Raw genomic sequence first — 19639 nt, 5'->3', positions numbered from 1 at the left:
GATCAGGCCTCGGGGCTCTTCGCCTCGGGGCCTTTCGCATCCCCGTCGCTGCCGCGTGTGATCCCCAGGTCCTGACTGTCGCTGAGCACCTGCGGGTGATATCTCGCGAGTCCCACGACTCCCCAGATCGCGATCGCCCCGGCGACGGCGAAGATCACGAGGACCCACGGCGGCGCGGCGGCCGCCTCTCCGAGCACGACCATCCCGATCAGCACGGCGATCATCGGGTCGACGACCGTCAGACCTGCGATCACGAGGTCCGGCGGGCCGGAGCTGTACGCGGTCTGCACGAAGTACGCGCCGACGGCACCGGCCGCGATCAGGGCGATCACGCACACGAGCGTGATCCACTCGAAGTTGCCCGCTTCGATCCGGTTGATGACAGCTTTCGCCAGCGTGGCGACGAAGCCGTAGAGGATACCGGCCCCGATCACGTAGAAGAGGGCGCGCATGCGTCGACGCAGCACGAGCCAACATGCCCCGAGCACGATGATGACCACCAGCAGGATCGTCAGGATCGTGAACAGCTCGTTGTCGGAGATCGGTCGTTCCGTGGCGTAGATCGCCGCGAAGAAGACGAAGAGGAAGATGCCGCCGACGCAGCAGATGATCGCGGTGATCGATTGTCTGGTCGGTGAGTGCCCCGAGATCCGGGCGTTGAGCAAGGTCGTGATGACGAGCGCGATCGCGCCGAGGGGCTGAACGACCATCAGGGGCGCCTGCGACAGGGCTGCCAGCTGGCACACGATGGCCAGAGCCAACATGAGTGTGCCTGCGATCCACGACGGCCTGGTCAGCAGCGCCTTGAGCTGTCCGGCGCTGAGACCGCTGGCACCGTCTGCGCCGCTGAGTCGCTCGACCTTCTCGACACCACGGTGCTGGTACTGAGCCCCGAGTGACATGAAGACGGCACCTGCCAGCGCAAGGGGGATGCCGAGGAGCAGTTTGGGGTTCTGGAAGACACCGACCAGCTGCTCGGTGACGTCTTCCGCCCCAGTCATCCATACGGAGATGCTCACCCTACGACCCTACCCGGCGATATGCGCCGAGTAGGGTTATGGCGTGGCTGTTCTTCCTATTCGCATCATGGGCGACCCCGTCCTGCACTCCCCCGCCTCCGTCGTCGAGGAGATCACCGACGACATCCGCACGCTCGTCGCCGACATGTTCGAGACGATGGACACGGCCCCGGGTGTCGGTCTCGCCGCACCTCAGGTCGGCGTACCGCTGCGGATCTACACCTATGCGTACGTCGACGATGATGAGCAGCCGTGGCGCGGTGTCATCATCAACCCCGAGCTGTGGATGGTGCCGCTGGAGCCCGGCGACCCCGACGACGACCTCGAGTCCGAAGGATGCCTCTCCTTCCCCGGGGAACGCTTCCCCCTTCGGCGGTCCGAGCGGGTCCGCGTGACCGGTGTGGATCTCGACGGGTCCCCGGTCGAGATCGCCGTCGACGGCTGGCGTGCGCGGATCATGCAGCACGAGTTTGATCATCTCGACGGCATCCTCTACATCGACCGCCTCTCCGACGGCGACTGGAAGACCGTGCAAAAGATCGCGAAGAAGCGCGGATGGGGAAAGCCGGGCGCCCGGTGGATGCCGGGAGTCGACGACCTCGAAGGCTGACCTCACTTCCCAGCCCAATCAAAGCCTTCTCGGAGTTGCATCACAGACTCCGGGGCGGATAGCGTGCTTGAGGCGGTGTTTTGACATACCGCGCACCAAGAGGCTCTGGGAGGGGAAAATCATGATGAAACTGCGCACGCGACGCGCACTGGCGCTTGCAGGTTCTGCGGTGGCGCTGTCGGTCGCACTGACCGGCTGTAGCGCGCTGAACGGGATCCTGGGCGGCGGCTCGGGAGACGCCGACCGCGACGAGGACACCGGACAGGTGACCGAGAGCTCGAACATCGACATCTTCTCGCTCAAGCTCGGCGACTGCAAGATGGCCAGCGAGAGCGGTCTGATCGAGGATGCGGACGTCGTACCGTGCGACCAGCCGCACGACGAAGAGGTCTACTACGAGATCACGATGGACGACGGCGAGTTCTCCGAGGATGACATCGACGCCGCCTCGCAGGAGTGCATCGGCGATGCCTACACGAGCTTCGTCGGTATCGCGTTCAACGACTCCGTGCTCGAGGTCTACCCGATCACCCCGACGCAGCAGACCTGGGACGAGCTGAACGACCGAGTCGTGCAGTGCGTGATCTCGGACCCGGATGGTCAGACCAAGGGCTCGCTCAAGGGCGCAGCACGCTGATCTGAGATCGATTCGAAGAGGCCCCGTCACCGACGGGGCCTTTTTCGTGTCCGAGGTACGACGCGTTGCCGCTCGCCCTGGTGAGGCCGTGCCTGCGCGTCGCGCCCGGAGAAAGGGAAAAGCCCCTCCGAAGAGGGGCTTTTCATTGGCTCCCCGGCTTGGACTCGAACCAAGAACCTGCCGGTTAACAGCCGGCTGCTCTGCCAATTGAGCTACCGAGGAATGTGCTCCGCTGCGCGGGCAACTCGTCAATCCTAGCAAACTCCGGAGCGTGCTCTCGACACGGGCCGCACATCGGGCGTGTCGTCCGCACGGACACTCAGTGCTGCGAATCGGCCTCCGCATTCGGCGCCCACAGGAGGTCTTTTCCCACACCGCGGGCGACGACATGGCCGCCGCGCAGCATCAGCGTCTCAGCGTTCAGCTCGCGGATGAAGTCGGCGTCGTTCGTGACGAGCAGCGCACCCATCCCCTGCTCCTTGCGACGCCGTGTGATCGCGTCGAACACGACCGGTCTCACCTCGAGGTCGAGGTTCGCCAGGATCTCATCGGCGATCAGCACGCGGGGCTCGAGCACGAACGATCGGGCGATCGCCACGCGCTGTCGCATGCCGGCGCTGAGTTCGTAGGGGAACTTCGCCGCCGTGCCCAACGGCAGGTGCAGCTCGTCGAGCAGCGTCGCCACCCTGATCGACAGTGCCTTCGAGTTGACGCGCTTCTCGCGGATGAGGATCGGCTCCGCGATCACCTCGTTGACCGTGAGCTGCGGAGGCAGATCGGCCCCTGCACCCTGAGGGACGAACCCGGTGCGGTAGGTGAGCAGGCGGTGCTTCCGCCCCGGCCTGCGGATGTCGACGCCACACACCTGTGCACTGCCGCCCACCACACGGACCGACGGATCCGTGGACCCTGCGAGAGCCGCGACGAGCGTCGACTTGCCCGAACCGGTCGGACCCGCGACGCAGATGAGATCACCGGGAGCGAGCGTGAAGCTCACCCCGTCGATCGCCCGCGTCGGACCGCTGTGCCCGACCCTGTCGATCACGAGGTCGGAGCTGTCGATCGCGTTCGTCGATTCGGGCCGGGAGAACATTCCTCCATCCTGCCCTGCAACGCTGAAGAGCGGCCGTTACGACTCGGCGAACCGCTGACGCTCCACGTCGATGTCCCGCAGCCGCATGCGCAGCGCTCGCCCGCCGTCGGAGTCGGCAGGCACGCGCTGCACGGCCCCGAGGAGCTCCTGCTTCTCGTGCTCCAGACTGCGCATGATGAGCCTGCGCGCGAGATCGGTCGTCGACGCGACGGCTCCGGCCTCATTGCGCGCCGGGAAGGGAGTCATGAGCAGCTCGCCGGCGAGCGACCGATACGGTTCGCGCACCGAGTTCACGGCATCCGTCACCCAGCCGGCGCGAGTGCGGTCGGCGGCGGATGCGACGGCCTCGCGCACCGCGTCGAGCCCCGGAGTGCGGAACGGGGTGCTGAGGGCTCGAGCGAGGAGCGCCTGGTCGGTCTGGTGACCGTACTGCAAGGCCCCCATCAGCGCGTCGCGCTCGACGGCGACGTCCGCCGTCCGCGGCAGGCTCGCCAGCGTCACGGGAACGAGGGCGGGGGCACCGGTAGCCGGATCGATCGGTGTCTCGTGACGGGCACTCGGCTCGTGACGAGACGTCTGCGATCCGCCCCGTGCGGCACGCTCGACCTCGTTGTGCACCTCGGTGGGGTCCATGCCCAGGCGTCGAGCCAGCACTCGCTCATAGCCCGGGCGCAGCAGGCGGTCCCGGATCTCGGCGACGATGGGCGCCGCGGCGCGGAGAGCGCCCACTCGACCCTCGACGGTGGAGAGGTCGAAGCCGGAGAGCTTGCGGTCGATGGCGAACTCGAACATCGGCTGCTTGGTCTCCATGAGCGACCGCACGGCGGCGTCACCGCGCTGAAGTCGGAGATCGCAGGGGTCGAGCCCGTCGGGAGCCACCGCGACGAACGTCTGCGCGTTGAAGCGGTCGTCCTCGGTGAACGCGCGGAGCGCCGCCTTCTGCCCTGCCTCGTCGCCGTCGAACGTGAACACGACCTCACCCGAGGCGTTGTCGTCGCCCATGACACGGCGCAGCACCTTGATGTGGTCCGTTCCGAATGCCGTGCCGCAGGTCGCGATCGCCGTCGTGAGGCCGGCGAGGTGGCACGCCATGACATCCGTGTACCCCTCGACCACGACGACCCGTCGAGGGTCGCCGCGCGAGATGTCGCGCTTGGCGAGGTCGAGCCCGTAGAGCACCTGCGCCTTCTTGTAGATCGGGGTCTCCGGGGTGTTCAGGTACTTCGGGCCCTGGTCGTCGTCGAACAGCTTGCGCGCGCCGAACCCGATCGTCTGACCCGAGACGTCGCGGATCGGCCACACGAGGCGGCCGCGGAAGCGGTCGTACACGCCGCGCTGACCGGTCGAGACGAGACCTGCGGCACTCAGCTCGTCGCGGGTGAACCCCTGAGCCGTGAGCGCCTTGAGCATCTTGTCCCAGCCGCGCGGCGCGAACCCCACACCGAAGTGCGCGGCGGCGCCGGCGTCGAAGCCGCGCTCCCCGAGGAAGCGGCGTCCTGCCTCGGCATCCGCGGTCAGCAGCTGGCCCCGGAAATACTCGGCGGCGGCGGTGTTGGCGGCGTAGAGGCGGCTGCGGCCGCTCGTCTCGGGAGCCGATCCGCCGTCTTCGTAGTGCAGGGCATAGCCGATGCGACCCGCCAGGCGTTCGACGGCCTCGGTGAAGCTGACATGGTCCATCTCACGGAGGAACGAGTAGACATCGCCAGACTCACCGCATCCGAAGCAGTGGTAGTAGCCGACCTGGGGTCGCACATGGAAGCTTGGGCTCTTCTCGTCGTGGAAGGGGCAGAGCCCCTTGAGGGAGCCGACTCCCGCGCTCTTGAGTGCGACGCGCTCGCCGACGATGTCGGCGATGTTGGTGCGGGCCTTGACCTCGTCGACATCGGCCTGACGGATGCGGGGCATCAGCCGGCCCCTTCGATGACCGCCTGCCGCGGGGTGTGCTGTCGGGCGCCGGGCCGCGCGTGACGCGGCGTCCAGATGCCCACCTCGGCCGGATCGATCTCGCCGACCAGCCGGTTGTGCCAGTCGATGGCGCTCTGATCGGTGAGGCTCGCGATCTGATCGACGATGACCCGCGCGCGTTCGTGATCGGTCGTCGCGGAACGGAAGTCGGCCGAGAACGCGGGCTCGAGCACATCCGCACCGGCCGACCAGAGCGTGTCCGTCGACCACAGCGCGTCGGCGAGCCGCTTCAGCACGCGCCTCTGCTCTTTGTAGACGCCCTTGCGTGCGTCGATCGTCACGATCGCCTGACCCATGATGCCCTTCAGCACGGCGATCTCGGCCTCGATCACGCGGGGCACCACGACGTGCGCGTTGTATCGCACGAGCGTCGGGCCGGCGTACGCCGCGCGGGTCGCGGAGACGGCGGCGCGGGCGAAGCGACCGATGAAGTCGCTCGTGAGGTTCTTGAGCCGGGCCAGGTCCTGACGCGAGCGGTCGAACGACTGCAGCCACATCGGCTGAGAGGCGAGGCGATAGAGCGCGTCGGCGAGGTCGTCTCGCGTGAAGTCGTAGCCGACCCACTGCTGGATCCGGTCGATCAGGGCTTCGTGCTGACGCGGGTCGGAGAGCTGGGCGACGTCGACGTAGCCGTTGACGATCGCATCCTCGAAGTCGTGCACCGAGTAGGCGATGTCGTCGGAGAGGTCCATGATCTCGGCCTCGATGCAGCGGCGCCGACCCGGAATCCCCTCGCGCATCCAGCGGAAGACCGCCTCGTCTTCGGGGTAGACGCCGAACTTCAGTCGACCACCGGGGTCGGGCACCGGACTGTCGACCGTCCAGGGGTACTTGCAGGTCGCGTCGAGACTGGCCCTGGTCAGGTTGAGGCCGACCGATCGCCCGTCGTCGTCGATGGCCTTGGCCTCGAGGCGAGAAAGGATGCGCAGCGACTGCGCGTTGCCCTCGAACCCTCCGATGGGCTCGGCCCATTCGTTGAGCGCCCGCTCGCCGTTGTGCCCGAAGGGCGGGTGTCCGAGGTCGTGGCTGAGGCACGCGGTGTCCACCACGTCGGCCGAGACCCCGAGCGCGGTCGCCAGCTCGCGGCCCACCTGCGCGACTTCGAGCGAGTGGGTGAGGCGGTTGCGGGCGAAGTCCGCGGTGCTTGCGGGGCTGAGCACCTGTGTCTTGGCGGCCAGGCGACGCAGCGCTGCGGAGTGCAGCACGCGCGCGCGGTCGCGAGCGAAGTCGTCGCGTTCGGATCGATGAGTCTCGGCGAAGAATCGCTCGGCATCGCGCGGGTCGTATCCGTCCGAGCGCCCGCGCGCCGGGTTCACCTGAGGATCAACCGCCACTGTTCTCGATCTCCGCCCCTCGCATCATCTCGGATGCCGACGCCGCGAGTTCGCGCGACTCCAGCCACTTGTCCGGCAGCGCCGGGCGCTTCGGGCGACCCGACCGACCGCGCTGACCCTCGGCGTCCGCCCCGGGGTACGGAGCCGTGTGGTCGAGCTGGCCCAGCAGGTCGTCGATCTCGGCGAGGCTGGATGCCGTCGCGAGCCCCGTGCGGATGTCGCCGCCGACCGGGTACCCCTTGAAGTACCAGGCGACGTGCTTGCGCACGTCGCGGCATCCGCGATCTTCGTCCTCGAAGAACTCGACGAGGAGCTCGGCGTGACGACGGAAGGCGTCGGCCACGAAACCGAGGGTCGCATCGACCGGGTGCGATTCGGCGCCGAAGGCTGCGGCGAGCTCGCCGAAGAGCCAGGGCCGGCCCAGGCATCCGCGTCCGACGACCACGCCATCGCAGTCGGTCTGCTGCATCATGCGCACGGCATCGTCGGCCGACCAGATGTCGCCGTTGCCGAGAACGGGCACGCTGGTCACGGCCTGCTTGAGCTCGCCGATCGCGTTCCAGTCGGCGAAGCCCGAGTAGAACTCGCTCGCGGTGCGGGCGTGCAGAGCGATCGACGCGACGCCCGCGTCTTCCGCGGCACGACCGGCGTCGAGGAACGTGAGGTGATCGGGGTCGATGCCCTTGCGCATCTTGATCGTCAGCGGGATGTCGCCGGCGGCCTTCACGGCCTGCGTGACGATCTGCGAGAAGAGCGAGCTCTTCCACGGCAGCGCCGCTCCCCCGCCCTTGCGCGTGACCTTGGGCACCGGGCATCCGAAGTTCAGGTCGATGTGGTCGGCGTGGTCTTCGGCGACGATGATGCGGACGGCCTCGGAGATGGTGTGCGGGTCGACGCCGTAGAGCTGGATCGACCGGGGAGTCTCGGACTCGTGGTGACGGATCAGACGCATCGTCGTCTCGTTGCGCTCGACGAGCGCGCGTGAGGTGATCATCTCGCTCACATAGAGCCCCGCTCCGTATTCGCGGCAGAGCCGACGGAACGCGGTGTTGGTGATGCCCGCCATGGGTGCGAGGACGACCGGTACGTCGAGAGCGATCGGACCGATGTTGAGGGTGCGAGCGGAGGCGGTGGCGAGAGTCATGTCCCTTCCATTCTCCCAGACACGGAGCCCGTCTCGGCGCATCGACCTAAGCTGTGAATATGACCGATCCCGCAGTCCGTTCCATCCCCTTCACCGACGCCGACGGCAACGAGAAGACGCTCGACGATCTGGGTGCCGATGTGGTGCTCGTGGTGAACGTCGCCTCGAAGTGCGGCCTGACTCCGCAGTACGAGCAGCTTGAGGAGCTGCAGCGCCTGTACAGCGACCGCGGATTCAGCGTCGTCGGATTCCCCTGCAACCAGTTCTTCGGCCAGGAGCCCGGCTCCGTCGACCAGATCCTCGAGTTCTGCTCGACGACCTACGGCGTGACCTTCCCGATCAACGACAAGGTCAAGGTCAACGGCAAGAACGCGACCGAGCTCTACAAGTCGCTGAAGGAGACCCCGGATGCGGGCGGCAAGGCCGGCCGCGTCGAGTGGAACTTCGAGAAGTTCCTCGTGCTGCCCGACGGCGAGGTCGTCCGGTTCCGCCCGAAGCAGAAGCCGAACGACCCCGAGATCGTCGGCGCGATCGAAGCCGCGCTGACCCGCTAGACCGCTGCGGTCTCGGGCTCGGCCGCGGCGTCGCCGCGCTTGGCCCAGAGGTCGCGCAACACGTTCTCGAACGCTGCGGGCGGCTGCGCGCCGGAGATGCCGTACTGCCCGTCGATCACGAAGAAGGGCACGCCCTGGATGCCGTAGGCCTGGGCCTGCGCCTGATCCTGGCGGACGTCGGCGAGGTGGCGGGCGGAGACGAGCGCCTCACGCGCGTCGTCGGGGTTGAGTCCGACCTCGACCGCGAGCTCGACCAGGTCGTCGATGCGGCCGACGTGCTTGCCCTCGGTGAAATAGGCCGACATGAGGCGCTCCTCCATCTCGTGCTGCACGCCCTGCGCCTTGGCGAAATGCAGCAGCTCGTGAGCCTTCACCGTGTTCGTGTGCTGCAGCAGATCGAAGCGGTACGCGAGGCCTGCGCCTTCGGCGACACCCGTGACGTGCGAGAGCATCTGCTCGACCTGTTCACGCGGCATCCCCTTGTGACCGGCGAGGAAGTCGATCTCGTCGCCGTCGAAGTCGACCGGGGTGTCGGGCGAGAGCTCGAACGAGTGGAAGGTGATGTCCACCTGCGGGGCGTCGTCGTCGGAGGCTACGGCTTCGAGCCCCTTCTCGAGGTTGCGCTTGCCGATGTAGCACCACGGGCAGGCGATGTCGGACCAGATGTCGATCGAGATGGCTTCAGTCACACAGTCATCCAACCGTATGCACCTCTGGGCTATTCCGTCGGTAGGATTCTCGGATGCTCTCCGCCGCCGATCCGCTGCCGCTCCGGCCGGAGAGAGTGCTGCTCGCCGGCGTCACCGGATCGGGCAAGACAACGCTCGCACGACGGATCGGCGAGCTCTGGGATCTTCGTCATGTCGAGATCGACGGGCTGTTCCACGGCGAGAACTGGACGCCGCGTCCGTCGTTCATCGACGATGTGCGCGCATTCGCCGCCGAAGACCGATGGGTCACCGAATGGCAGTACACGAGCAAGGGCACCGATGAGATCCTCGCTCCTCGCGCACAGCTCGTGATCTGGCTGGACTACCCGTATCGGGTTGTCCGCACACGTCTGCTGCGGCGGACGATCGGGCGCAGCATCCTCCGCACGCGGATGTGGAACGACAACGTCGAGAAGCCGATCTGGAAGATGTTCCGAGGCGAGCCCGAGGAGAACATCATCGCCTGGCAGACGAAGACACGGCACAAGTGGACGGAGCGGATGCCCGACGTCGTGGGCGACCACCCACACCTCATAATCGTGCGACTGCGTCACCCGCGTGAGACCGAACGGTGGCTTCGCGCTCAGGCCGGAGCGTCAGGCGTGTCGATCGCTCCGCCGAAGCGACGGTCACGCGACAGGTAGATGCCGATCGAGCGCCACAGCTCCTCGCGCGAGAAGTCGGGCCAGAGCGTGTCGAGGAACACCATCTCGGCATAGGCCGCCTGCCACAGCAGGAAGTTCGAGGTGCGCTGCTCTCCCGAGCTCCGCACGAAGAGGTCGACGTCGGGCATGTCGGGCACGTACAGGTTGCGGCGGATCATCTTCTCGCTGATCGCGTTCGGCTTGACCTTGCCGGCCGCGACGTCGGCAGCGATCGACCGCATCGCGTCGACGAGCTCGACGCGTCCGCCGTAGTTCACGCACATGGTGAGCGTGAGCACATCGTTGTCCTTGGTCAGCTGCTCCGCGTGCTGCAGCTCTTTGATGACACTGCCCCAGAGACGCGGCTTGCGGCCGGCCCAGCGGACCCGGACGCCCCACTCGTTGAGCTGATCGCGTCGGCGGTGCAGCACGTCGCGGTTGTACCCCATCAGGAACCGGACCTCTTCAGGAGACCGCGCCCAGTTCTCGGTCGAGAAGGCGTAGACCGAGAGGTGCTTCACGCCGGCCTGGATCGCACCGGCGACCACGTCGAGAAGCACCTCCTCCCCCGCCTTGTGCCCCTCGATGCGATTCAGGCCCCGACGGTTCGCCCAGCGCCCGTTACCGTCCATGACGATCGCGACGTGCTCGGGCACGGCCGGGAACACGGGCGGGTACACACCCGTCCAGTCGAGCGGGCGGTACGCCACCGCATCCTTGTGCGTGTAGGGCTTGGGGCTCACCGTGCTCCTTCTCGGGGGATGTCGGCGACGAGGTGCGAGAGCGAACGGATGCCGCGCTCCAGGTGCCACTGGGCGTACGCGGCGACGAGACCGGATGCTGCGGCGTTGTCGGCCTGCGGTGCGGCGTCGATCACGTTCCAGTCACCGGCCATGAGCGACCGCAGGAGCGACAGGGTCTTCTCGGCGACCTTCGGACTGCCCGCGGGCGCGCAGTTCACGCAGACCGCCCCGCCGAGCTGACCGACGAAGTGGGTATGCGGTCCGGGAGCCGCGCATCGGGCGCAGTCGCCGAGCGACGGGGCCCATCCCGACAGCGCCATCACCCGCAGCAGATAGGAATCGAGGATGCTCCGCGGGGAGTGCTCGCCGCGAGACAGCGCACGGAGCCCGCCGACGAGCAGCAGGTACTGGTCGGGCGTCGCCTCGGAGTCGCTGAGCCGGTCGGCGGTCTCGACCATTGCGTTCGCGGAGGTGAACCGGTCGTAGTGCGCCGCGATGTCGGATCCGTACGAGCCGAGCGACTCGGCCTGCTGCACGATGTCGAGCGAGCGGCCCTGGTACAGCTGCACGTCGGCGACCATGAAGGGTTCGAGCCGCGAGCCGAACTTCGACGACGTGCGTCGAACCCCCTTGGCGACCGCGCGGATCTTGCCGTGCCGCCGAGACAGCATCGTCACGATGCGATCCGCCTCACCCAGCTTGTGGGTGCGCAGGATCACCGCTTCGTCTCGGTAGGTGGGCACCGTTCGATTATCCTCCGTGCGGGAGAATAGGGGCGTGACCGAACCGCTCTTCATCATTCCGCTCTGGGCGGACCTGCTCGGCGTGGGCCTCGGTGGCGTCCAGGGGGCGATGTTCGCCTCGGGATTCCAGGGGCAGCGACGGCTCGACTGGCTCGGCGTCTCGATCATCGGGATCATGATCGGCATGGGTGGCGGTCTGATCCGCGACATCCTGCTCGGTCAGACTCCGGCGACGCTGCAGAACCAGTGGTATCTGGTCACCGCCGGTGGAGCAGCCCTGCTCGGCATGCTCCTCGCCGGGCTTTTCACCCGGCTGAACACCGCGATCGTCGTGCTCGATGCGGTCGTCATCGGGATGTTCGGCGCATTCGGCACGAGCAAGGCGCTCGCCTTCGGCATCCCCGAGGTTCCTGCTGTCTTCATCGGCGTCTGCGCCGCGGTCGGGGGCAGCGTGCTCCGCGACATGCTGATGGGGCTGCCGACCGCGATCATGCACGTCGGCTCGCTGTACGCCGTGGCCGCCGGCGCGGGGTGCACGTTCATCGTGATCGCGGTCGCCCTCGGCATGCCCATCACGCTCGCGGCGGTCATCGGAATCGCCGTGACGAGCGTCATCCGCATCCTCGCGGTCACCTTCGACGTCTCCCTGCCCGAGCAGCGCCGCATCTACCGTCGCAAGGTCGCCGCCGAGACCGGCGTGATCCCGATCATCAAGCCCAGCGCCGAGTGACCGCAACCCGTCATCAGCGAGGCAGACGAAACGCCCCACCCGACATCGGGTGGGGCGTTCGTTCATTCGGAGGCTCAGACCGCGGCGAGCTCCTGCTGTCGGGTGCGGATCGAGCGGTTGACACCGGAGACGATCGCCTTGAGCGACGCGGTCGAGATGTCGCCGTCGATGCCGACGCCCCACAGACGCTGGTCGCCGACCTGCAGCTCGACGTAGGCCGCGGCCTGCGCGTCGCCACCGGCGCTGAGAGCGTGCTCGACGTAGTCGTAGAGCGTGATGTCGAAGCCCTGGGCGCGCAGCACCTCGATGAATGCGGCGATCGGCCCGTTGCCGTTACCGGCGACGGCGACCTGCTGGTCGTCGTCGCGCAGTGTCACATCGAGCACCACGTCGCCGGACATGTCGCTGCGCGTCTGCGTCGAGAGCAGCTCGAACCGGCCCCACTTGGCCTCGGTGTCGGCGGCAGGAAGGTATTCGTCGTTGAAGATCGACCAGATCTGCTCGCTGGTGACCTCGCCTCCCTCGGCGTCGGTCTTCGTCTGCACGACACCCGAGAACTCGATCTGCAGCTTGCGCGGCAGGTCGATCGCGTGGTCGGCCTTCAGCAGGTACGCGACGCCGCCCTTGCCCGACTGCGAGTTCACGCGGATCACGGCCTCGTACGAACGGCCGAGATCCTTCGGGTCGACGGGCAGGTACGGCACGGCCCACTCGATGTCGTCGACCGTGACGCCCTCGGCCTCGGCCCGGGCGGCCATCGCCTCGAAGCCCTTCTTGATCGCATCCTGGTGCGATCCGCTGAACGCGGTGAAGACCAGGTCTCCGGCCCAGGGGCTGCGCTCGGGTACCGGCAGCTGGTTGCAGTACTCGACCGTGCGCTTGACCTGATCGATGTCGCTGAAGTCGATCTGCGGGTCGATGCCCTGGGTGAAGAGGTTGATGCCCAGCGCCACGATGTCGACGTTGCCCGTGCGCTCGCCGTTGCCGAACAGGCATCCTTCGATGCGATCGGCGCCGGCCATGTAACCGAGCTCGGCCGCCGCGATCGCCGTGCCGCGGTCGTTGTGCGGGTGCAGCGAGAGGATGACGTTCTCGCGGTGGGCGAGGTTGCGGCTCATCCACTCGATCGAGTCGGCGTACACGTTCGGCGAGGCCATCTCGACGGTCGCGGGCAGGTTGATGATGACCTTGCGATCGGGCGTCGGCTCGAAGACCTCGATCACCTGGTTGCAGACGTCGACGGCGAACTCGAGCTCGGTGCCCGTGTAGCTCTCAGGCGAGTACTCGTAGTACACCTGCGTGTCGGGGATCGTCTTCTCGTACTGGCGGCACAGACGCGCCCCCTCGAGGGCGATGTCGATGATGCCCTGCTTGTCGGTGCGGAACACGACCTCGCGCTGCAGCACGCTGGTCGAGTTGTACAGGTGCACGATGGCCTGCTTCGCTCCCGCGATCGACTCGTAGGTGCGGGCGATCAGGTGCTCACGAGCCTGGGTCAGCACCTGGATCGTGACGTCGTCGGGAATCAGGTTCTCTTCGATGAGCTGTCGCACGAAGTCGAAGTCTGTCTGGCTCGCCGAGGGGAATCCGACCTCGATCTCCTTGTAGCCCATGCTGACGAGGAGCTCGAACATGACGCGCTTGCGCTCGGGCGACATCGGATCGATGAGCGCCTGATTGCCGTCACGCAGGTCGACGGCGCACCAGCGGGGAGCCTCGGTGATACGGGCGTCGGGCCACGTGCGGTCAGGCAGGTGGACGGTGATCTGCTCGTGGTACGGCCGGTACTTGTGGATCGGCATCGCAGACGGGCGCTGAGTGTTCTGCATGATGGGGCTTCTTCTCTTCGTCAGAAATGTGAACGGGCCAACACAAGCGCCGCGACGAGGAAGGCCCTAGCTTTAGGACTCGTCGCGGCAGCTAAGAAGAAGCAGACCGCCGAAAGGCATGCGGCCATGGTAGCAGGGATGCGGAACCGCTCCGACCGCTCGTGAGACGATCGAGCCCCGCGCGACACTGTCAGGCATGAGCACATCGCACAGCCGCATGCTTCTCGCCACCGCCGCCCTCGCGGGGGTGCTCGGTCTCGCCGCATGCGCCGCCGGGCCAGGTTCCTCCCCCGCCCCGACGAGCTCCGCCTCGTCGACCGGCGACATCTCCGGTGCCGCACCTCCGGAGGGCCGCGTGATCGGGACGGGCACGGTTCTCGATGTGGCGGGAGACGCGCAGCTGTGTCTCGGTGCCGTCGCCGAGTCGTACCCTCCCCAGTGCACCGGCATCCCGCTCGACGGGTGGACGTGGGAGGGCGTCGACGGCAGTGAGACCAGCGGAGACACGCAGTGGGGCACCTACGCCGTGTATGGCACCTTCGACGGCGACCGGTACACGGTCACAGACCCGCCGATCATGCTCGCGCTGTACGACCCCATCCGTCCGGAGGACCCGGCAGGCGGGGTCGACGGCACCAGCTCGGAGGCCGACCTCGCCCGCATCCAGGACGAGATCGCGGCGTCCCTCGGTCGCGAGGCGCTCTCGCTCTGGATCGAGCGCGGTTATGTCTGGGTGAACGTCGTCTGGGATGACGGGACGCTGCAGGATGCGCTCGACGCGGAGTACGGCGACGACGTGGTGATCGTCACCTCGGCGCTGCGCGAGATCGATTAGTCCGACGGGATCAGCGCGAGCTTGCCGCCGGGGTGTCCCTCGGCGAGCAGGGCGAGCGCCGCCGGAGCATCCTCCAGCGCGAACGTCTGCGCGACAGGGACGACGAGGTGCCCCGACTCCGCCAGCGCGACCAGTACGCCCCGCACGGCATCTCGGAAGCGAGCACTGTCGGGCATCGAGCCGGCGATCCACCGGATGCCGTCGGACGAAGCCCTCGTCGGGGCGGCGATCGTGACGATGCGACCGGGATCGGCGACGAGTTCGAGCGACACGTCGACCGCTTCGTCGGTGCCGACGGCGTCGAGCCCGGCAGAGACCTCCGCGCCCGCGGCGATCTCTCTGACCCTGTCCGCCAAGCCCGGTCCGTAGTGCACGGGAAGGCCGCCGAAGGCACGGACGACGTCGAACCTCGCCTCACTCGCCGTGCCGATCACGCGGATGCCGCGACGCACCGCCTGCTGGAGCACGCTCACCCCGACCGCGCCGGACGCCCCGTGCACCAGGATCGTCTCGCCGGGCATGGCTCTCGTCACGGCGAGCATCTCGGCCGCCGTGGTGCCGGCGAGAAGGAGATTCGCCGCCTCCGGGTGGGTCAGCGGCGACGGCTTCGCGAAGGCCTTCTCCGCGGGGATGGTGATCGCGGTGGCATACCCCCCGCTCACCCGGAACGCGATGACCTCGTCACCGACCTGCGCGGATCCGGATCCGATCAGGGTGTCCGGTCCGAGCGCCGTGATCTCGCCGGAGATCTCGTAGCCGATGGCCACGGGAAGGTCGGCACCCGCCCGCTCGACCGCGACATGCTTCGCGTCGGCAGGGTTCACGCCCGACGCGCGGATCCTGATCGTCACCTCACCCGGACCGGGCCGGGGCACCTCGTACTCGACGAACTGCCAGGCATCCGGCGAGCCCCACGAGGTGGCGATCCAGTGCCGCGCCATCAGAAGCCGAGACGTCCGAGCTGCTTCGGGTCGCGCTGCCATTCCTTCGCGACCTTGACGTGCAGTCCCAGGAACACGCGAGTGCCGAGGAGCTCCTCGATGCCGACGCGTGCACGACGTCCGACGTCGGCGAGGCGCTTGCCCTTGTGTCCGATGATGATCGCCTTCTGGCTGTCGCGCTCCACCACGATCGACGCGTGCACGTCGGTCAGGTCTGTGCCCTCGCGCGGTGCGATGTCGTCGATCACGACCGCGATCGAGTGCGGGAGCTCGTCACGGACGCCGTCGAGAGCCGCCTCGCGGATCATCTCCGCGATCCGGTCCTCCTCCGACTCATCGGTGGTGACTCCTTCGCCGTAGAGCGCAGGCCCTTCGGGCATCAGCGAGAGCACCTCGTCGGCGAGCACCTCGAGCTGGTCGTTCGTGAGCGCGGAGATCGGAATCACGGCATCCCAGTCCTCGCGAAGCGCATCGACCTCCATGAGCCGCTCGGTGATGTCGTCGCGGCCTGCCGCATCGGTCTTCGTGACGATCGCGATCTTCTTCGCCCGTCGGTACCCGTCGAGCGAAGCCGCGATCCTGCGGTCACCAGGACCGACCTTCTCGGTCGCCGGCACGCAGAAACCGATCACATCGACGTCGCCGAGCACCTGCTCGACCAGATCGTTCAGGCGCTCGCCCAGGAGCGTGCGGGGCTTGTGGATGCCCGGTGTGTCGACGATGACGAGCTGCCCTTCAGGGCGGTTGACGATCCCGCGGATCGCCCGGCGGGTCGTCTGCGGCTTCTCACTGGTGATCGCGATCTTCTCGCCGACCAGCGCGTTCGTCAGAGTCGACTTGCCGACATTCGGGCGCCCCACGAACGTCACGAACCCGCTCCGTGTCTGCTCAGTCATCGTTTCCGTCTCTCTCGTCTGCGGTGTCATCCGCGTCGTGTGCCGCACGTTCCACGAACACCGTCGCGATTCCGCGTCCTCGTCCTCGGGAGGCTCCGCCGGTGAGCGTCAGCCCCTCGACGGTCGCCGTCGAACCGGGCTGAGGGACCTGCCCCAGAGCCTTGCCGAGAAGTCCGCCGATGGAGTCGACGTCCTCGTCCTCGAGCTCGAGGCCGAACAGGTCCCCCACGTCCTCGAGCGAAAGGCGGGAGCTCACGCGGTAGCGTCCGTCACCGAGCTCGACCACTTCTGCGGATACCTGATCGTACTCGTCGGAGATCTCGCCCACGAGCTCCTCGATGAGGTCCTCGAGCGTCACGAGCCCCGAGATCCCGCCGTGCTCGTCGATCACGAGGCACACGTGCACGGCATCCCGCTTCATCTGCTGAAGCAGCGTCTCCGCGCGCATGGATTCGGGCACGAAGGTCGCCGGGCGCGAGATGGGACGGATGGATGCCGTACGCCACGCGTTCTCGTCTCGGAAGGCGAACAGCACGAGGTCCTTGAGGTAGAGGACGCCGACGACGTCGTCGGCGTCGTCGTCGACGACCGGCATGCGCGAGACGCCACGTTGCAGGAACAGGGTCATCGCCTCGCTCGTGGTGGCGGTCGCGTCGACCGTCACCATCTCCGTGCGGGGAACCATCACCGCACGCACGAACTGATCGGTGAAGTCGAAGACGGAGTGGATGAGATCGCGGTCGTCGGCCTCGATGAGGTCGTTCGACGCCGCCTCGTCGACCATGCTGAGCAGCTGCTCCTCCGACGTGAACGAGCTGCGTCCGCGCCCGGGGGTCACGCGGTTGCCGAGCACCACGAGGCCCTGCGCGAGCGGTCCGAGGATGATGCGCAGCCCGCGGACGACCGGAGCGTTGGCTCGGAGCATGCCCTCGGAGTGATGACGACCGAACGATCGGGGGCTCGCTCCGACGAGCACGAAGCTGATTCCGGTCATCAGGACGGCCGCGGCGAGCATCGCCCACCAGATGTTCTCGAACAGGATGCTGAAGGCCACCGTGACGAGCACGGCGGCTGCCGTTTCGGCGAGCACTCGGATGAACGCGACCGCGTTGACGTGCGCGTCGGGGTCCGCGGCGATGCGCGTCAGCTGCCGGGCGTTGCGGCCCTCGAGCCCCATCTCCGCGATGTCGGATCGCGAGGTCACACCGAACGCCGCATCGATCGCCGCCATCAGACCGCCGAACGCGACGAGCAGGACGGCGCCCGCGAGCAGGAAGGCAGCGGTCATCGTCGACGTTCAGCCGCGGCGAAGCCCTGGATGAGCTCCTTCTGCAGTCCGAACATCTCGCGCTCCTCGTCGGGCTCGGCGTGATCGAACCCGAGCAGGTGCAGCAGCCCGTGGGTCGTGAGGAGGATCAGCTCGTCCATCAGCGTGTGTCCGGCGGCCTGAGCCTGAGCCTCGGCGACCTGCGGGCAGAGCACGATGTCGCCGAGCAGCCCGGGGGCCGTCGGGCGGTCCTCGGTGCCGGGGCGCAGCTCGTCCATCGGGAAGCTGAGCACGTCGGTGGGACCGGGCTCGTCCATCCACTGGACGTGGAGCGCCTCCATGGCGCCCTCGTCGACGAGCACGATCGCGACCTCGGCGTCAGGGCTCACGTGCATCTGCGCGAGGTTGAAATCGGTGAGCCGCTGCAGCACGGTCTCGTCGACGTCGATCGCCGACTCGTTGTTGATCTCGATCATGGCTGTGCTCGTTTCATCAGGAGAGGCCTCGTTTGGGCATCCGGTCCCGGGGTCCTGGTCGTTGTGCGCCTCGGCGATCGGCGCGGTTGGCGAACTCCGCCGCCTGCTCGCGCTCGAAGCGCTGAGCCGTGCGGCGCTCGTCGTACTCGCTGTATGCGTCGACGATGCGCCCGACCAGCGAGTGGCGCACCACGTCCTCGCTCGTGAGACGGGCGAAGTGGATGTCGTCGATGCCGTCGAGCACGCGCGTCACGAGCCGGAGCCCCGAGGATCCCTGCGGAAGGTCGACCTGCGTGATGTCGCCGGTGACGACCATCTTCGACCCGAAGCCCAGACGCGTCAGGAACATCTTCATCTGCTCGGGCGTCGTGTTCTGCGCCTCGTCGAGCACCACGAACGAGTCGTTGAGAGTGCGGCCGCGCATGTAGGCGAGCGGTGCGACCTCGATCGTCCCTGTGGCCATCAGCCGGGGCACGATCTCGGGGTCCATCATCTCGTTCAGCGCGTCGTAGAGCGGGCGCAGGTACGGATCGATCTTGTCGGTGAGCGTGCCGGGAAGGAACCCGAGCCGCTCTCCGGCCTCGACTGCGGGGCGGGTCAGGATGATCCGCGTGACCTCTTTGCGCTGCAGCGCCTGCACGGCCTTCGCCATCGCGAGGTAGGTCTTCCCCGTACCGGCAGGGCCGATGCCGAAGACGATCGTGTTCTCCTCGATCGCGTCGACATACTCCTTCTGTCCGAGCGTCTTGGGACGGATGACCTTGCCCCTGGTCGACAGGATGGCCTCGCCGAGCACCTCGCTCGGGCGCGGGCCGCCGTCGTTGCGCAGCAGGCGTGCCGAGCTCGTGACGTCGCTCGGAGCGAGATCGTGGCCGGCCTTCGTCATGGTCATCAGCTCGTCGACGAGGGTCTTCGCCTTCGCGACGGCCTCAGCCGACCCAGTGAGCGTGATCTCGTTGCCGCGCACGAGCACCTGGACATCGCGGTGCTCCTTCTCGAGCATCCGGAGCAGCCGATCCTGCGGACCGAGCAGCTGCACCATGGCGACACCGTCGGCGTAGATCTTCTCGACGGCCGTGTCGGATGCGGTGGAAGGGGCGTTTTCGTCAGAAGCCAACGAGCTTGTTCTCCTCGATGTTGCCGAGCACATGGGCGTGCACGTGGAAGACGGACTGGGCGGCGCTCGCGCCGTTGTTGAAGATGAGGCGGTACTCGCCGTTCGCGTGCTCGGATGCGAGCTGCTTCGCAGCTGCGACCATCTCTGCCAGAAGGCCCGGGTCACCCTCCGCGAGCTCGGTGACGTCGCGGTAGTCCTCGGTCTTGGGGATCACCAGCGCGTGCAACGGTGCCTGCGGGTTGATGTCGCGGATCGCGAACACCCGCCCGGTGTCCAGCAGGATCTCACCCGGGATGTCGCCGTTCAGGATGCGCGTGAAGATCGAGGGATCGGACATGCTCCCAGTCTACCG

General features: G+C 67.4%; 21 protein-coding genes and 1 tRNA gene. 6 read left to right on the top strand and 16 right to left on the bottom strand.

What is annotated here, in order from left to right:
• Positions 1-2: 2 nt before the first annotated feature.
• A complete protein-coding gene (locus tag ACTJKH_RS16870) occupies positions 3-1001 on the bottom strand; it encodes a DMT family transporter (RefSeq protein WP_259162955.1) in 999 nt (332 codons plus the stop codon).
• 61 nt (positions 1002-1062) lie between these two features.
• Between ACTJKH_RS16870 and def the strand changes: the two genes are divergently transcribed.
• Together def and ACTJKH_RS16860 are read left to right on the top strand one after the other, a co-directional pair.
• Positions 1063-1629 carry a peptide deformylase gene (gene def, locus ACTJKH_RS16865; RefSeq protein WP_259162736.1) on the top strand — a complete coding sequence of 189 codons (567 nt, stop codon included), beginning with the start codon at positions 1063-1065 and terminating at the stop codon, positions 1627-1629.
• 121 nt (positions 1630-1750) lie between these two features.
• On the top strand, positions 1751-2266 hold the full coding sequence (locus ACTJKH_RS16860; protein WP_440737868.1) for a septum formation family protein: 516 nt from the start codon (positions 1751-1753) through the stop codon (positions 2264-2266).
• A gap of 146 nt (positions 2267-2412) precedes the next feature.
• Here ACTJKH_RS16860 and ACTJKH_RS16855 read toward each other — a convergent pair.
• The 5 genes from ACTJKH_RS16855 to dusB form a co-directional block, all read right to left on the bottom strand.
• A tRNA-Asn gene (locus ACTJKH_RS16855) sits at positions 2413-2488 on the bottom strand.
• A 97-nt stretch (positions 2489-2585) separates the two neighbouring features.
• Positions 2586-3359, bottom strand: a complete 774-nt coding sequence (locus ACTJKH_RS16850) for an ATP-binding cassette domain-containing protein (RefSeq protein ID WP_210098183.1) — start codon at positions 3357-3359, stop codon at positions 2586-2588.
• A gap of 36 nt (positions 3360-3395) precedes the next feature.
• The gene (gene dnaG / locus ACTJKH_RS16845) at positions 3396-5264 is read right to left on the bottom strand and encodes a DNA primase (protein ID WP_440737867.1); all 1869 of its coding nucleotides are present in this window, start codon (positions 5262-5264) and stop codon (positions 3396-3398) included.
• Positions 5264-6658 (bottom strand): deoxyguanosinetriphosphate triphosphohydrolase, encoded by a 1395-nt coding sequence (locus ACTJKH_RS16840; protein WP_210098185.1) that lies wholly within the window; start codon positions 6656-6658, stop codon positions 5264-5266. The genes dnaG and ACTJKH_RS16840 overlap by 1 nt, the downstream gene beginning before the upstream one ends.
• Positions 6648-7802, bottom strand: a complete 1155-nt coding sequence (gene dusB, locus ACTJKH_RS16835; RefSeq protein ID WP_259162740.1) for a tRNA dihydrouridine synthase DusB — start codon at positions 7800-7802, stop codon at positions 6648-6650. Before dusB ends, ACTJKH_RS16840 begins: the two co-directional genes overlap by 11 nt.
• A 59-nt stretch (positions 7803-7861) precedes the next feature.
• Between dusB and ACTJKH_RS16830 the strand changes: the two genes are divergently transcribed.
• Complete coding sequence (locus ACTJKH_RS16830) at positions 7862-8356, top strand: glutathione peroxidase (RefSeq protein WP_056307270.1); 495 nt, start codon at positions 7862-7864, stop codon at positions 8354-8356.
• On the opposite strand, the gene ACTJKH_RS16825 is transcribed toward ACTJKH_RS16830, so the two are convergent.
• Complete coding sequence (locus ACTJKH_RS16825; protein ID WP_210098188.1) at positions 8353-9045, bottom strand: DsbA family oxidoreductase; 693 nt, start codon at positions 9043-9045, stop codon at positions 8353-8355. The two genes, ACTJKH_RS16830 and ACTJKH_RS16825, sit on opposite strands and share 4 nt — an antisense overlap.
• Positions 9046-9098: 53 nt before the next feature.
• On the opposite strand from ACTJKH_RS16825, the gene ACTJKH_RS16820 reads away from it, so the two are divergent.
• A complete protein-coding gene (locus ACTJKH_RS16820) occupies positions 9099-9710 on the top strand; it encodes an AAA family ATPase (RefSeq protein ID WP_440737866.1) in 612 nt (203 codons plus the stop codon).
• Here the strand turns inward: ACTJKH_RS16820 and ACTJKH_RS16815 are convergent.
• Both ACTJKH_RS16815 and recO read right to left on the bottom strand, forming a co-directional pair.
• Complete coding sequence (locus ACTJKH_RS16815; protein ID WP_210098190.1) at positions 9650-10453, bottom strand: isoprenyl transferase; 804 nt, start codon at positions 10451-10453, stop codon at positions 9650-9652. The genes ACTJKH_RS16820 and ACTJKH_RS16815 overlap by 61 nt on opposite strands.
• Positions 10450-11196, bottom strand: coding sequence for a DNA repair protein RecO (gene recO, locus ACTJKH_RS16810; protein ID WP_259162748.1), 747 nt, complete (start codon positions 11194-11196; stop codon positions 10450-10452). Before recO ends, ACTJKH_RS16815 begins: the two co-directional genes overlap by 4 nt.
• Before the next feature lie 34 nt (positions 11197-11230).
• Here recO and ACTJKH_RS16805 point away from each other — a divergent pair, with 34 nt between their 5' ends.
• Positions 11231-11926, top strand: coding sequence for a trimeric intracellular cation channel family protein (locus tag ACTJKH_RS16805; RefSeq protein ID WP_056516839.1), 696 nt, complete (start codon positions 11231-11233; stop codon positions 11924-11926).
• Between the two features lie 74 nt (positions 11927-12000).
• On the opposite strand, the gene leuA is transcribed toward ACTJKH_RS16805, so the two are convergent.
• Positions 12001-13755, bottom strand: a complete 1755-nt coding sequence (gene leuA / locus ACTJKH_RS16800; protein WP_440737865.1) for a 2-isopropylmalate synthase — start codon at positions 13753-13755, stop codon at positions 12001-12003.
• 196 nt (positions 13756-13951) lie between these two features.
• Between leuA and ACTJKH_RS16795 the strand changes: the two genes are divergently transcribed.
• The gene (locus tag ACTJKH_RS16795) at positions 13952-14590 is read left to right on the top strand and encodes a hypothetical protein (protein ID WP_440737864.1); all 639 of its coding nucleotides are present in this window, start codon (positions 13952-13954) and stop codon (positions 14588-14590) included.
• Here the strand turns inward: ACTJKH_RS16795 and ACTJKH_RS16790 are convergent.
• Genes ACTJKH_RS16790 through ACTJKH_RS16765 form a run of 6 tightly spaced genes read right to left on the bottom strand, consistent with a single transcriptional unit; the run spans position 14587 to position 19624 of the window.
• The gene (locus tag ACTJKH_RS16790) at positions 14587-15531 is read right to left on the bottom strand and encodes a quinone oxidoreductase family protein (protein ID WP_440737863.1); all 945 of its coding nucleotides are present in this window, start codon (positions 15529-15531) and stop codon (positions 14587-14589) included. The genes ACTJKH_RS16795 and ACTJKH_RS16790 overlap by 4 nt on opposite strands.
• Complete coding sequence (era, locus tag ACTJKH_RS16785; protein WP_210098196.1) at positions 15531-16457, bottom strand: GTPase Era; 927 nt, start codon at positions 16455-16457, stop codon at positions 15531-15533. The genes ACTJKH_RS16790 and era overlap by 1 nt, the downstream gene beginning before the upstream one ends.
• Positions 16420-17715, bottom strand: a complete 1296-nt coding sequence (locus tag ACTJKH_RS16780; RefSeq protein ID WP_440737862.1) for a hemolysin family protein — start codon at positions 17713-17715, stop codon at positions 16420-16422. Before ACTJKH_RS16780 ends, era begins: the two co-directional genes overlap by 38 nt.
• Complete coding sequence (gene ybeY / locus ACTJKH_RS16775; RefSeq protein WP_056307252.1) at positions 17712-18170, bottom strand: rRNA maturation RNase YbeY; 459 nt, start codon at positions 18168-18170, stop codon at positions 17712-17714. Before ybeY ends, ACTJKH_RS16780 begins: the two co-directional genes overlap by 4 nt.
• Before the next feature lie 16 nt (positions 18171-18186).
• Entirely contained in the window at positions 18187-19287 is a 1101-nt protein-coding gene (locus ACTJKH_RS16770; protein ID WP_440737861.1) for a PhoH family protein, read from the bottom strand.
• A complete protein-coding gene (locus ACTJKH_RS16765; RefSeq protein ID WP_259162753.1) occupies positions 19277-19624 on the bottom strand; it encodes an HIT domain-containing protein in 348 nt (115 codons plus the stop codon). The genes ACTJKH_RS16770 and ACTJKH_RS16765 overlap by 11 nt, the downstream gene beginning before the upstream one ends.
• Positions 19625-19639: the final 15 nt, after the last annotated feature.

This window comes from Microbacterium sp. 22215 (assembly GCF_052045655.1).
Lineage (GTDB): Bacteria > Actinomycetota > Actinomycetes > Actinomycetales > Microbacteriaceae > Microbacterium > Microbacterium phyllosphaerae.
The sequence above is the reverse complement of the archived record's forward strand: the minus strand, read 5'-3'. Positions and strand labels throughout refer to the sequence as shown.